The organism is Alteromonas sp. ISO5 (assembly GCF_058105165.1).
Map to the genome: position 1 here is coordinate 2,595,630 of NZ_CM176572.1, position 14,340 is coordinate 2,609,969.

The 14,340-nt window shown below is 49.0% G+C and carries 9 protein-coding genes, 2 tRNA genes and 2 rRNA genes; 6 read left to right on the plus strand and 7 right to left on the minus strand.

Annotated elements, in window-relative coordinates; all coding sequences use genetic code 11:
* Positions 1–48 precede the first annotated feature (48 nt).
* From AC2T0J_RS11690 to scpC, 5 genes are all read left to right on the plus strand, one after another.
* Positions 49–124: transfer RNA gene (locus AC2T0J_RS11690), tRNA-Ala, on the plus strand.
* Positions 125–274: 150 nt separating this feature from the next.
* A tRNA-Ile gene (locus tag AC2T0J_RS11695) sits at positions 275–351 on the plus strand.
* 593 nt (positions 352–944) lie between these two features.
* Positions 945–3,813, plus strand: a 23S ribosomal RNA gene (locus tag AC2T0J_RS11700).
* 129 nt (positions 3,814–3,942) lie between these two features.
* Positions 3,943–4,058, plus strand: a 5S ribosomal RNA gene (gene rrf, locus AC2T0J_RS11705).
* A 569-nt stretch (positions 4,059–4,627) separates the two neighbouring features.
* On the plus strand, positions 4,628–6,148 hold the full coding sequence (gene scpC, locus AC2T0J_RS11710; protein WP_489810285.1) for a succinyl-CoA:acetate CoA-transferase ScpC: 1,521 nt from the start codon (positions 4,628–4,630) through the stop codon (positions 6,146–6,148).
* On the opposite strand, the gene AC2T0J_RS11715 is transcribed toward scpC, so the two are convergent.
* Positions 6,145–8,496: a DNA polymerase II gene (locus tag AC2T0J_RS11715; RefSeq protein WP_489810286.1), complete on the minus strand. Its 2,352-nt coding sequence runs from the start codon at positions 8,494–8,496 to the stop codon at positions 6,145–6,147. The two genes, scpC and AC2T0J_RS11715, sit on opposite strands and share 4 nt — an antisense overlap.
* Positions 8,497–8,592: 96 nt before the next feature.
* Here AC2T0J_RS11715 and AC2T0J_RS11720 point away from each other — a divergent pair, with 96 nt between their 5' ends.
* Positions 8,593–9,612 carry an MBL fold metallo-hydrolase gene (locus AC2T0J_RS11720; RefSeq protein ID WP_489810287.1) on the plus strand — a complete coding sequence of 340 codons (1,020 nt, stop codon included), beginning with the start codon at positions 8,593–8,595 and terminating at the stop codon, positions 9,610–9,612.
* Positions 9,613–9,671: 59 nt separating this feature from the next.
* On the opposite strand, the gene AC2T0J_RS11725 is transcribed toward AC2T0J_RS11720, so the two are convergent.
* From AC2T0J_RS11725 to AC2T0J_RS11750, 6 genes are all read right to left on the minus strand, one after another.
* Complete coding sequence (locus AC2T0J_RS11725) at positions 9,672–9,875, minus strand: hypothetical protein (protein ID WP_489810288.1); 204 nt, start codon at positions 9,873–9,875, stop codon at positions 9,672–9,674.
* 61 nt (positions 9,876–9,936) lie between these two features.
* The gene (locus AC2T0J_RS11730) at positions 9,937–10,479 is read right to left on the minus strand and encodes a hypothetical protein (RefSeq protein WP_489810289.1); all 543 of its coding nucleotides are present in this window, start codon (positions 10,477–10,479) and stop codon (positions 9,937–9,939) included.
* Positions 10,476–11,681, minus strand: a complete 1,206-nt coding sequence (locus AC2T0J_RS11735) for an IS4 family transposase (RefSeq protein WP_489810324.1) — start codon at positions 11,679–11,681, stop codon at positions 10,476–10,478. The genes AC2T0J_RS11730 and AC2T0J_RS11735 overlap by 4 nt, the downstream gene beginning before the upstream one ends.
* Positions 11,682–11,865: 184 nt before the next feature.
* A complete protein-coding gene (locus AC2T0J_RS11740) occupies positions 11,866–13,173 on the minus strand; it encodes a PAS domain-containing sensor histidine kinase (protein WP_489810290.1) in 1,308 nt (435 codons plus the stop codon).
* A gap of 6 nt (positions 13,174–13,179) precedes the next feature.
* Entirely contained in the window at positions 13,180–13,764 is a 585-nt protein-coding gene (locus AC2T0J_RS11745; RefSeq protein WP_489810291.1) for a chemotaxis protein CheC, read from the minus strand.
* Positions 13,761–14,126 carry a response regulator gene (locus AC2T0J_RS11750; RefSeq protein WP_489810292.1) on the minus strand — a complete coding sequence of 122 codons (366 nt, stop codon included), beginning with the start codon at positions 14,124–14,126 and terminating at the stop codon, positions 13,761–13,763. Before AC2T0J_RS11750 ends, AC2T0J_RS11745 begins: the two co-directional genes overlap by 4 nt.
* Between the last annotated feature and the right edge of the window lie 214 nt (positions 14,127–14,340).

Below are 14,340 nucleotides of genomic sequence, written 5' to 3' on the forward strand. Positions count from 1 at the left end.
TTATAGAAAGTAAAGAACGACCAAGATTTACTCGTAAGGGAAATCACTGGGGCTATAGCTCAGCTGGGAGAGCGCCTGATTTGCATTCAGGAGGTCAGCAGTTCGATCCTGCTTAGCTCCACCAAACTCTAGTAAGCTGATAACTATCAGGTTGCAAGCAGTTAAGTGTTAGAGCAAGGCGACTGAGAAGTGAGTGAAGGCGCATACAGAGGTATGCAACTGAATGAGCGCCGAACAAAGCCGCAGCGCAACGCTTAAATGCGCAGTAAGCTGGAGGCTTGTAGCTCAGCTGGTTAGAGCGCACCCCTGATAAGGGTGAGGTCGGCAGTTCAAGTCTGCCCAAGCCTACCATTTCTCGCTTACTCGGCGTTGAATAAAACCTCATGTGCTGCGCGCACACTACGGTTTCATTCGCCTTGATTAAGCAAGAAATACGCTAGTACCTGGTCGAAGGAAGGAATCAAATCCTAATGAATATTTACTCATTGAGTAAGCATTGATTAGGGTTTTTTACTCTAAGAATGTTCTTTAACAATTTGGAAAGCTGATATTAGTAATCAATCAATATTGAGTAACTGAGAATATCGAAAGATGTTCTTTCAAGACTACTCTCTACTTGACATACGGCGCTGTGAAAACAGCAATGTAATTTGATTAGACAGTCATGCATACAACAGAGATTCAATTCTCACCTGACTCCGGATAAAAAGGCGGAGGTAGGCGCAACGCAGTCCATCCTTTTAGCGTGTCGCACGCTTTGGGTTGAGTTGTAACGGCTATGGACACTTATGAGTCATGTCAATAAGTGGAAATAGCGACGATTGAGGTTCTGGGTAAGCGGCTACGACGAGTGAGCGAAGGCGTGTGTGAATAACACATAACTGAGCGAACGAGGACGTAACGCGCAACACAGGTTCTCAAGCGGAAGCTATTTAGGGTTGTATGGTTAAGTGACTAAGCGTATACGGTGGATGCCTTGGCAAATAGAGGCGATGAAGGACGTGTAAGTCTGCGAAAAGCTGTGGTGAGCTGACAAAACGCATTTGAGCCACAGATGTCCGAATGGGGAAACCCACCTGTTTACAGGTATCTGCAACTGAATACATAGGTTGTAGAGGCAAACGAGGGGAACTGAAACATCTAAGTACCCTTAGGAAAAGAAATCAACCGAGATTCCCTTAGTAGCGGCGAGCGAACGGGGAGCAGCCGATAAATAAAGTTGTAGTGGAACCTTCTGGAAAGTTGGACGGTACAGGGTGATAGTCCCGTACATGAAGCGGCTTTGTTTACATATTAAGTAGGTCGGAACACGTGTTATTCTGACTGAAGATGGGGGGACCATCCTCCAAGGCTAAATACTCCTATTTGACCGATAGTGAACCAGTACCGCGAGGGAAAGGCGAAAAGAACCCCTGTGAGGGGAGTGAAATAGAACCTGAAACCGTATACGTACAAGCAGTGGGAGCCTTTAGGGGTGACTGCGTACCTTTTGTATAATGGGTCAGCGACTTATATTTAGTAGCAAGGTTAACCATGTAGGGGAGCCGTAGCGAAAGCGAGTGTTAACTGCGCGTCTAGTTGCTAGGTATAGACCCGAAACCCGGTGATCTAGCCATGGGCAGGTTGAAGGTTGAGTAACATCAACTGGAGGACCGAACCCACTAACGTTGAAAAGTTAGGGGATGACTTGTGGCTGGGGGTGAAAGGCCAATCAAACCGGGAGATAGCTGGTTCTCCCCGAAATCTATTTAGGTAGAGCCTCGGACGAATTCCATTGGGGGTAGAGCACTGTTAAGGCTAGGGGGTCATCCCGACTTACCAACCCTTTGCAAACTCCGAATACCAATGAGAACTATCCGGGAGACACACGGCGGGTGCTAACGTCCGTCGTGAAGAGGGAAACAACCCAGACCGCCAGCTAAGGTCCCAAAATATTGCTAAGTGGGAAACGATGTGGGAAGGCCCAGACAGCTAGGAGGTTGGCTTAGAAGCAGCCACCCTTTAAAGAAAGCGTAATAGCTCACTAGTCGAGTCGGCCTGCGCGGAAGATGTAACGGGGCTAAGCAATATACCGAAGCTGCGGCAGCATGTTTACATGCTGGGTAGGGGAGCGTTCTGTAAGCCGTTGAAGGTGAACTGTGAAGTTTGCTGGAGGTATCAGAAGTGCGAATGCTGACATGAGTAACGATAATGCGGGTGAAAAACCCGCACGCCGGAAGACCAAGGTTTCCTGTCCCATGCTAATCAGGGCAGGGTAAGTCGGCCCCTAAGGCGAGGCAGAGATGCGTAGTCGATGGGAAACGGGTTAATATTCCCGTACTTATATAATCAGTGATGGAGGGACGGAGAAGGCTAAGCAAGCTTGGCGTTGGTTGTCCAAGTGAAAGCGAGTAGGCTGGAATTTTAGGTAAATCCGGAATTCTAAGGCTGAGACGCGAGACGAGCCACCAAGGTGGTGAAGTTGTTGATGCCCTGCTTCCAGGAAAAGCTTCTAAACGTATGATTATGTAAACCGTACCCCAAACCGACACAGGTGGTCAGGTAGAGAATACTAAGGCGCTTGAGAGAACTCGGGTAAAGGAACTCGGCAAAATTGTACCGTAACTTCGGGAGAAGGTACGCCCCTGATTGTGATAGGACTTGCTCCTTAAGCGGTCGGGGGCCGCAGTGACCAGGTGGCTGGGACTGTTTATTAAAAACACAGCACTCTGCAAACTCGAAAGAGGACGTATAGGGTGTGACACCTGCCCGGTGCCGGAAGGTTAATTGATGGGGTTAGCTTAGGCGAAGCTCTTGATCGAAGCCCCGGTAAACGGCGGCCGTAACTATAACGGTCCTAAGGTAGCGAAATTCCTTGTCGGGTAAGTTCCGACCTGCACGAATGGTGTAACCATGGCCACGCTGTCTCTACCCGAGACTCAGTGAAATTGAAATCGCAGTGAAGATGCTGTGTACCCGCACCTAGACGGAAAGACCCCGTGAACCTTTACTACAGCTTGGCACTGAACATTGAACCTACTTGTGTAGGATAGGTGGGAGGCTTCGAAGCAGAGACGCTAGTTTCTGTGGAGCCGTCCTTGAAATACCACCCTGGTATGTTTGATGTTCTAACTTAGGTCCCTTATCGGGATTGAGGACAGTGTCTGGTGGGTAGTTTGACTGGGGCGGTCTCCTCCCAAATAGTAACGGAGGAGCACGAAGGTTAGCTAATCACGGTCGGACATCGTGAGGTTAGTGCAATGGCATAAGCTAGCTTAACTGCGAGACAGACACGTCGAGCAGGTACGAAAGTAGGTCATAGTGATCCGGTGGTTCTGTATGGAAGGGCCATCGCTCAACGGATAAAAGGTACTCCGGGGATAACAGGCTGATACCGCCCAAGAGTTCATATCGACGGCGGTGTTTGGCACCTCGATGTCGGCTCATCACATCCTGGGGCTGAAGTCGGTCCCAAGGGTATGGCTGTTCGCCATTTAAAGTGGTACGCGAGCTGGGTTTAGAACGTCGTGAGACAGTTCGGTCCCTATCTGGTGTGGGCGTTGGATGATTGAGGGGAGCTGCTCCTAGTACGAGAGGACCGGAGTGGACGAACCGCTGGTGTTCGGGTTGTTTTGCCAAAGGCATTGCCCGGTAGCCAAGTTCGGAATCGATAACCGCTGAAAGCATCTAAGCGGGAAGCGAGCCCCAAGATGAGTCATCCCTGCACGTAAGTGCTGGAAGGGTTGTTATAGACTATGACGTTGATAGGCAGGGTGTGGAAGCGTTGCAAGGCGTTAAGCTAACCTGTACTAATTGCCCGAGAGGCTTAACCATACAACGCCTAAATGGCTTTACATTTAGAAGTTGATGGAATGGCTGACTAATTAAGTCAAAGAGAGTAGTGACGTTACTCAACAGATTGAATACGTATCAGATTTTCCTAAATTGTTAATACAAGTTTTGCCTGGCGGCAATAGCGACGTGGTCCCACCTGACTCCATTCCGAACTCAGAAGTGAAACACGTTAGCGTCGATGGTAGTGTGGGGTCTCCCCATGTGAGAGTAGAACACCGCCAGGCTCCCAATTCAAAAAACAAAGAACCCAGCGAAAGCTGGGTTTTTTGCGTTTAGGACTGGTACTCACCTACCACGCCATGAAGACCTAACCCTCGAAGGTCATATCCATTAAAGCTCTCCCGAACAACGTCGTCCGCTAATGATACCAATTGCCTTAAAAGTTTGATCTAATGACGCTATTCATATTCGAGTGATTTTTATATGCATACAGCCGACGACTTTAAGCAATTAGCAAAGCATACATCCAACGGGCAATTACGGACCCGCTATCTAGCTTTGTATCATTTCAAATGTGATAAGCCTTATGGGTATAATATATAGCAATAAATAATAAATAATATAATCATAAGCCTGTGAGATGGTTTTACCATTTTTTCACAATAAACACGCGCGCTGTTTTTGCCTTTAACCAATTTACTACAACTCCCGTCATATCTACCACTTAGGTCTTATATCTACTTTGAGATAAGTCTATAAAGTGTCAGTCTTTGCGGCTGCCCTGCCGCACCTAAACGCACCTTTTTCACACTCTGGTGCGTTCTTTTCCTTTTCTGTTAAGTATGGAGCTTTCATGTTTTCTCATTCCAGAATTCTGTGCCCTGAATTACAACAAAAAATCATGACCGCCGATCAGGCAGCCGACTTTATTCGTGACGGTGATACCGTTGGTATGAGTGGCTTTACCGGTGCAGGCTATCCTAAAGCTTTGCCCGGCGCGCTGGTGAATAAAGCGCAAATTCAACGCGACCTTAAAAAGCCCTTTAAGATTAATTTATGGACTGGCGCGTCAACCGCGCCGGAGCTGGACGGCGTGCTGGCCGAGGCCGATGGCATCAATTTACGGCTGCCTTACCAGTCGGATCCCGTTTGTCGTCAGCAGATTAACAGTGGACAGATGCACTATATTGATTTGCACTTGTCTGAAGTGTCGCAATACGCGTGGTCAGGTTTTTTAGGTGACCTGGATGTGGCGGTTATCGAAGTGGCGGGCATTCGCGAAGACGGCCTCATTATACCTTCCTCTTCTATTGGTAATAATAAAACCTGGGTTGAACAGGCAGATAAGGTTATTCTGGAAGTGAATAGCCAGCAAAGTCTTAAACTGGAGGGAATGCACGATATTTATTACGGCACTGCTTTACCGCCGCATCGCAAACCCATTTTACTCAATGAACCAGCCGATCGCATTGGTAGTCAGTATCTGGATATTCCCAAACAGAAAATTGTTGCTGTAGTCGAGACCTCTGCGCCCGATCGTAATAGTCCGTTTTCACCACCAGACGCCGTATCAGAGCAAATTGCCGCTAATATTCTAGAGTTTTTTGAACATGAGATTAGCAAAGGCCGTTTACCAGCTAACCTGTTACCGCTGCAATCAGGGGTCGGTAATATCCCTAACGCGGTATTAAACGGTTTGGATAATGGCGGCTATAAAAACCTTTCGGCGTACACCGAAGTGATTCAGGATGGCATGCTGCAAATGCTTAAAAGCGGCACCTTATCGGTGGCTTCGGCAACCGCATTTTCATTAAGCCCGGACGCGTTGGCGGAGTTGAATGAGAATATCGACTTTTACCGTGAAAAAATCATTCTGCGCCAGCAGGATATTAGTAACCACCCGGAGATAGTCCGTCGTCTGGGGATTATTGCCATGAACGGTCTGATAGAAGCCGATATCTACGGCAACGTGAATTCCACCCACGTTATGGGTACACGTATGATGAACGGGATTGGTGGCTCGGGCGACTTTGCCCGCAACGGCTATCTGTCGATATTCATGACGCCATCTACCGCGAAAAACGGTGCTATTTCAGCGATTGTGCCTATGGTCTCCCATGTGGATCACAGCGAGCATGACGTAAAAGTGGTGGTTACGGAGCAGGGCCTGGCTGACTTACGCGGGTTGTCGCCTCGCCAACGGGCTCGGGTCATTATTAACCAGTGTGCCCACCCTGACTTTAAGGATCAACTGCTTGATTATTATGAGCGCGCTTGTGCCAGTGGCAGGGGTATGCATACCCCTCATTTACTCAACGAAGCACTGAGCTGGCATGAGCGGTTTGAACAAACCGGCTCCATGCGTCAGGATTAAAAAAGCCCGAGTTGCTGGCTGGCCAGCGACTCAAAATCGCCGCCTATGGCTGGCAGAATACTGTCAGCGATGGGCCGGATCTGTTTTTCTATATAGTGGTCGTAATCCAGCGGCTGATTGCAATGTTCAACCACCTGCGGACCGTTAGTAGTCATTACGTAGCGAATTTTAGTGCGCTTCTGGTAGCGCAATGGTTTGCCTGTTCGGGCATTTTCTTCGTCGGCATGGCGTGCCGCTTTTACATGGGGCGGGGCAGTTTTGGTGTAGTCCTTTAAGGGCTTGCGTAATTGTTTGGTATACACCAGGCCATCATCAAATTCGCCCTGCTTGATGCCGCTGATGACCCCCATCACATAATCGTCGATCGGCTGATCGTTGAAAATCCGGGTATAGAGTTCCATCTGAAAATCCTTGGCCAGCTGGGTCCAGTCTGAGCGCACGTTTTCCAGCCCTTTAAACACCAGTTTCGCGTTACCCTCACGGCGTATCAAACCGGCGTAGCGCTTTTTGCTGCCCGCTTCAGAGCCTCGAATGGTTGGCATAAAAAAGCGCTCGTAGTGAGTTTCAAACTCGATTTCCAGTTCGCACGCTAATTCAAATTCATCGCGGATCCGTTGCTGCCAGCGCCGGTTAATGTCCCGTTCTAATTGTTTGCCAATCTCCCATGCCTGATTTGCGGTAACATCTTCAGCAATGTGCACAAAGGTGGAGTCGGTATCGCCGTATATCACATCAAAACCGGACGCTTTGATCCACTGGGCGGTGAGTTGCATAATTTCGTGGCCTCGCATGGTAATGGAACTGGCAAGACGGGTATCGTAAAAAGGGCATCCACCACTACCTAGTACCCCGTAGAAAGAATTCATTAAAATCTTAATGGCCTGCGAACGCGGCTTATCCTGCTGGCGTTTGGCTTCGTCACGTTGCTGCCAGAGGTTGGTAATAATATCCGGTAAAAAATGGCAGTGACGGTCAAAACTGGCACCTTTAAAGCCGGGTATAGCATCCTCGGGTGACTCAAGCCCCTCCACTAAGCCTAAAGGATCGATTTTAAAGGTCCGTATAATGGAGGGGTACAGGCTCTTAAAATCCAGTACCAGAACATTTTGATAGAGTCCGGGTTTGGAGCTCATTACATAGCCACCGGGACTGGCCAGTCCGCCATCCGTCGGACGATTAGGCGAGATGTAACCGGCGCGATGCAGTTTGGGCAAATACAGGTTTATAAATGATGCTACAGACCCCCCTGGGCGGCCCAGGCGCAGGCCGGTCAGTTCACTGCGCAAAATAAGAAAATCAATCAGTCGCACCTGTTCAGCAATTTCATTAACCAGGACACAGTCTTCAAAGTTATATTTTGCCAGCGCTAACTTGTCGTGGATGAAGAGTTTTTTTATGGCGCCGAGCTTGTCGGGATCATCGATGAGTTTGCGTTTACCGAGTAATTCGCTGGCAACATTGTCCAGGGCAAAAGAGTCGAACTGAAAGGTCATGGTTTTGAGCCCTTCTATACCATCGATAATGGCCCGCCCGGGTACATCCACTAAGGCTCGGTTATCATCGAATATTTTAATGTCCACACTACTTTGTTGTCGGCCGAGAGCTAGTTTCATACCGCAGCGGGTCGCCGCATCATGTAATACCGGCAGGTCGAATTGTTTGATGTTCCAGCCAATCAGTAAGTCTGGATCGTGGTGCGCGATGAGCTTGATAAAATGCGTTAACAAGGCAGTTTCGTCAGCGCACCAGGCTATATCGAAGGGCAAATCAGCGTCTTCAGGTTCGCCAATCATCAGTACAATATTTAACGTTGAGGAGGCGATGCCTATGGAATATAAATGGCCACGTTCGTCGCATTCTATATCAAAGGAAAACGCGCTCAGCTCGCAGCGGTAAGCCGACGGCTTTAATCGTGCCTGCGTCACCGTCTTGCCGTGTTGTTGAGTAACTCCCTGAAAATGCACCCCACTGGTGATGAAACGCTCCATAAAAAAGCGATCCGGGGTTTTGATATCCGCCTCAAAGAGGGTTACGCCTTGTTCTTCACAGTGGCGTCTGAGGCTATGCAACTGCCGGTCCTGCGGGCATTTAATAACGCTTACAGGTTCATGTCCAAAGGTGTTAAGCGGTATATTTTTCAGGCTGGTATTTAACTGCTGGGCCCGGCTAACAGCCGCAACCTTACTGGCTGAATTTTGTGTGACAAAACAGGTTGCCGGTTGTACCGGCGTGATTAACTTTACCGGCCCCTGTTCGGTGGCAAGCCAGATTTCGAGGGTTTGTTGAGAGCCCTTTGGCAGCACTCTGGCGGTTAGCACCATGCCCTGACCGGTTAGCGTCGTCGTCATTTGGTAGCGCCGCCCGGTAAATCTAACGCACTGTGGCAGAAGTCATGAAATGGCAATGGTATAGTAAACGCAGATTTGTTTAATATTGTAGTGCTAATGATAACGCCAAGTACCCATTCGATACCAGCCTCGGGCCGCTTTTGTGAGGTCGCCGCGGGCGTTTACTGGCTTCGTATGCCGCTGCCTTTTGCCCTTGATCATATCAATCTGTATATACTGGAAGCCGATGAAGGCCTTTATGTGGTAGATACCGGGGTACAAAGTGAGCGCAGTAAGGCGATCTGGCAGCAGGTCTTCAGCACCTTGGATAAGCCGGTTGCAGGCGTAATAGCAACCCATATGCATCCTGACCATTGCGGATTAGTGGGGTGGATGTGTCAGACGTTTAAAGTGCCATTGTATATGAGCGCGCTCGAATATTATGGGGCCATTGCTTATTTCTCACCCAACCCGGGTGCGGATACGTCAGTGGAAGTGGATTATTTTGTCCAGGCCGGTTTAAGTCAGGCTGAAGCCGAGAGCTATATAAGCGATCACAGCCAGTATGTTGAATCTGTTGCGCCTCTTCCTTTGGCATACCAGCGCTTGCTAGCGGGCGAGTCACTGCGTATCGGCAACCGGCAATGGCAGATCCTGACCTATGGCGGTCACTCGCCAGAGCACGTTTGCTTGTTCGATGCCGAAGCCAACCTGTTAATTGGCGGCGATCAGATCCTGCCTTATATTTCGCCCAATATTGGTGTCTACAGTCGCGAGCCCGAGGCCCAGCCCTTAACCGAATATCTACGTAGTTTACAGCAGCTCAAACAGTTGCCGTCAGATACGCTGGTCCTCCCCGCCCATAACCAACCTTACACCGGGCTGCACGCGCGCTGCGACGAACTTGCCAGTCATCACCAGGCATTGCTCGACCGGTTGCTGGCGCATTGTAAAACGTCTCGGTCACTTGTGGCGTGTCTACCGGTACTCTATGAACGAAAGTTAAGCGGGCAGATGTTGTTTTTTGCGCTGGCAGAAGGTCTGGCCCACCTCAACCATCTGCTAAAGGCTGGGCTGGTAACCCGCCAGCGCGATGAGCAAGGCGTTTATTGTTACCAGACCTGTGAAAACCGTTAACCGTCTGCTGCCGTTCCGGCGAGCCGGCGAATTTTACTGAGCAGCTGTTGATCATTAAATTATTTGGCTTGTTGCCAGTTGATGTGGGTCCATTGCAGTGCCTGTTGTGGTTCGGCCGCGAGGTACAGGTAATAGAGCGCAACTTCAGCGGCATGGGTAGTATCGCCACGTTGTTCGCGAGTAAATAGCCGTTGTCCACTTTTGGCCCTCGCCGATCTGCTGTTCTCCAAGCGCCAGGTAAAGTAGTGCGCTGTCGTTGACAATCTTAGGGGCCTGCCCGGCCAGTATGTCATTGCCTTGTTGCAGGACCAGCTTGGCTTTCGATCAGGTAACCCAGCTACTGATTGGCCACTCGCTGTCAGGTTGCTGCTCAATATGGTTGATGGCTATGCCGGGCTCATTGGCAAATAGTGCCAGATCGGCCAGTACTTCGTTAACCCACAGTGCCACCTCTGTCGACGCCGCCGGAAACTTTTCGCTAATGTTGTGTAACTGCCAATAATAATGAGTTGACGGCGATAGCTGCATGTTGGCCTCCAGTAAACAGGTTTGCCTTGCCAGTCCCTGATCCCCCTGGTTGAGTTGAACATTCGCCTGTAATAATAACGCTGATGGCAGGTCAGGGCGCTCTGCCAACAGCGTATCGAGCTCATCCATGCATTCATTTAACTTAGGGTGGGCTAATTCACTGGCAGCAATATTGCTGTTTTCATTCGCGTGGTGATCATCGTCATCCAACGGTGTTTCGTTTCTAACTTTGTGGTGGCGCATCAGATCTAATGCCCGGTAGCGGGCAATGCTAATGATCCAGGTTAATACCGTGCCTTTCCCCCGTTGGTAACTGCCGGCGCTGGGGGATCCCCTCATAATTCAGGCATCCCGGTAACGTGAACCCGCTGAATATATTGGGCTATGGCCCAGCGAATTTCAGAGATAGAAACCGGGTAGTCCCGCCACCGTTTCCGAACTTCCCGGCCCAATCTTATTAGTGATAGAACCGGCCGGTACCGGATAGTATTGGCCTGGAAGGCCCGCTGCCATTGATGCTTTTGAGCAATGATGCCAATCAACCGTAACAGCCACTCGGCAAGCATAGCAATGAGCAACAGCATATCGAAGCGTTTAGGGCAGCGTGTTCTGCTATGACGGAGCCCTAATCCGTACTGAGGACTTTTGATATCGCGGAAACTTTCTTCTATTTGCATTCGCTTAGCATAGAGGTTGACGAGCTTCTTTGAGGTCAGCGATTCGGCAGGAACATTGGTTGCCAGTAGCCAGGGCTCTTTGCTGCTATCACGATAATTTTGTTGTGCATTGTGATGACGGCCAGCTTTCGAAGAACGCTGGTCTTTACGACCTTTGGATTTAGCTTTATACAAATGTAGATAGGCATCAATAGGCCTTTTGCGCCCTAATTCCCCGAAGCCCAGGTAACGTGCTTTGGCGTTAGCAGAGGGATAAAATGACTTATTACTGAGCCATTTAGATTGGCCATGTTCACGAAAGCCGACTTCACCACGGACACGCCCAAGCCAGAACCAACCAAGTTTCTCCACTTCCCGGAACCAGGTGTTGCGATAACCGGCATCCGTCACTATCAGAGGGCAACAGCGCTCTGGCAGTATGGCAGCCAATTCTTGTAGAAAGGGGTTGTGGCTGACCGGTGAGTTATATTGGGAAAATGGAAATACTCGTTCATAGAGTATGACGGAGCGCCCCTCAAAACTCACTGAGGCACGCAAGGTTTGATGACGCATTTGTTCTCTTACATCAGACCAATCTATAAGAATTATCGGCATTGGGTTTGCCCCACACAGCAAACGTGCATGCCAGCAGTAAATATCCATCCGCTCCTGGTACAACGCATGGTTGCCCAGCAAACGGTCAATACGTTTAATATTGTGTTTAGCCGCAACTGGTCCGGAGATATTCCGGCCCAGTTCAGTCAGTGAGAGCTGCTGCCCGTCAAGCAAGGATTGCACAGCAATCATCAGAGAGGAAAGCCGTTTTTGATGTAAATTAGGGCATTGATTCTTAAGCAAATCATGTAAGATAGAGATATCACGCATGGTGTGTGGTTCTACTTGGTTTTTGGCGAAATGAATTAGATCAAATCGCGCCATGCGTGTCTATATTATTGAATCTGCTTTAATTTATGAGGGGATTCGTTAGCTGCCGGCGTTATGCCACACAACAAAGGTAATAAGGTTTTCTGTTCGGTTGTTTCCTCAATTTTTGAAGGGCCTGTTAGGCTTATAACGATTCAGTGCTGGGTTTGGATGCAGGTTTGTTCTCTTCTTTCTCTTTTAACAGGGGTAAGCGCAGCTCTATCACGGTGCCTTTGCCTTCGCGGCTGTTAATCGCCAGTTTCCCTTTGTGTTTCTCGATGACGGAATAGGCAACTGAAAGGCCGAGCCCCTGACCTTTGCCTTCCGGGCGGGTCGTAAAAAACGGTTCGAAAACGCGCTTCAGATTGGCTTCACTGATCCCGCAGCCGGTATCGACGATTTTTATGGCGACACCGCCGCTGCTGGATTGTTTGATATCGAGCATCACCAGGCCGTTTTCGTCAATCGACTGCGCTGCGTTCATCATCAGATTAGTCAGGGCCTGTTTAAGGCTGGCGGACTCACAATACCATTTTAACTGGGCAGGCTCACAGGTTACCTTGAACCTCGGACGTTTAAACTGCGTGCTGATGAGTTGGACCAGTTGATTGGCCGTGTCGTGCAAGTTCAGGTAACCCCAGGTATGCTGCGGCTCTTCGGCAAAGGAGCGCAATGTAGAGACAATGTCGCTGACCCGCTTGAGGCCATCCTTAGACTCCTGAATCAGCGGGCTTATGTCCTCTTCGATAAGCTCTATATGGGTGGCATCAAATAAATCCTCCAGTGCCTCAATATGCTCAGGTGCATGACTGGCAACCAGCTTTTTAGTGGCCTGACAGGTTTCCAGTAAATTTTGTGCGTATTGTTCCAGCGTATTTAAATTGGCCGTAACGAAGCCCATGGGGTTATTGATCTCGTGCGCAATGCCTGCGGCCAGCTGACCTGTAGAGGCCATTTTTTCTGCCTGAATAAGCTGTGACTGGGCTCTGTCGAGTTTGCGGATGAGTTTGCGCTGGGCTTCGTGTTCTGTTTTTAATGCCTCGGCGAGCTGAGCCTGGGCTTTAAAATAACTGGCCTGAGCGGTGACATCCTGGATCAGAATGCAAGCGTACTGTTCGCCGGTTTCGGTGTCCTTATGGGGTACAATCTCCATATTTTGTACCATCTGAGTTTCTTCGCCGGTGATTGGTCGGCTGCTTTTGAAAGGAAAGATATGCGGGCGTTGTTCCCAGTAACTGAAACTGGGATGTTTAAGGACAAAAACCGATTTAATGCGTCGCTTAAGAAACTTGATTTGCTCAGGGAAAATATCACCTAACGGTTTACCCAATGCATCATCGCGCAGTTCCCCTGCCATGCGGTCCAGAAAAAAGGCATTCAGGTAAATGATTTCATAGGACTCATTAACCAGACAAATTCCAACTGGTAGTTTATCCAGTAACGGATTGCTCATGAAACACTAACTCAACAGTTCGTCTATGGTTAATTTGAGCCGGGTTAGCGATGCATCGTCCAGACAGAACACCACGCGCATGGTGAACGATGAAATCTGGATGTCGAACTTTACTTCCATCACCAGGCTGTGTTGCCAGTCATATTGTGAAAAGTCACTTTTCTGTGGCGCGAATAACGTTGGCATCTGCAGATTGGTGGCCAGCTCGAGCTGTTCAGACAATCCGGCCAGACACGCGCCGGCAAGAATGTTGGACAGCTCCAGAATCGTTTCGTTGATGTCGTTTTCTGACAGCGGCTGCTCATATTCGAGTAGTTCCGCTACTTCCGTTAGCCCATGCTGGGTGAGAATCGACATGACCTCGCCATGAACGTCGCCCATAAAAGACTGGCGGGTGTAATAGGCCTGTTGATTATGACTGACTAACTCATAAAGTCCGTCCGGGGTAACAGCGGTGATTTTAGGGATCGAGATGCCGATTTTGGTTTCGATTAAATGGGCCAGGCTGTTGGCCGCCTGACCCATGGAAATGTTCATTAGTTCCTGTAAGGCATCCCGTTGGTCTTCAGACAGGGCAATTGAATCGTTCATAGATAACCCAACTCAAATAAGGTCATTGCCAGCTCTTCATTATTTAGGGGTTTACGTAAAAACCGTTTGGCACCCAGCGACATGACTATTCGCTGTTTCTCCGGTTGGAAATCAGCACTGATAACAATTACATCTGGAGATGAAGGCTGCTTAGAAAGGTATTCAAGCACGCCCACACCATCAATTTCAGGCATGGTTAAGTCAAGCAAAACCAGTTGCACGGTGGTATCGGACAAGGTTTCGATGGCCTCTTTTCCATTGGTGGCTTCTATGACTGTGGTATCAAGCTCCGGTGGCAACGCTCTGATAACGCTGCGCCTGGATAGCTTTGAATCATCTGCCACCAACACTGTTAAACTCATAAAGGACTCCGACTTCCGATTTCATATAAGTATTTGCCATTTTTACAATCCTGCAAGTTAGATGCGGTCATTTATCTGAAAAGCGAATCACCGCTTATAAGAATGAAAATAGTGACAAATGTGACTGTTGGTTATTTTATGGGGCGGATTGGTGTTAGGTTTATTTAATCTTATACCTGAGTATTCAGGATGATAAGTAACGGCCGGGTGTACT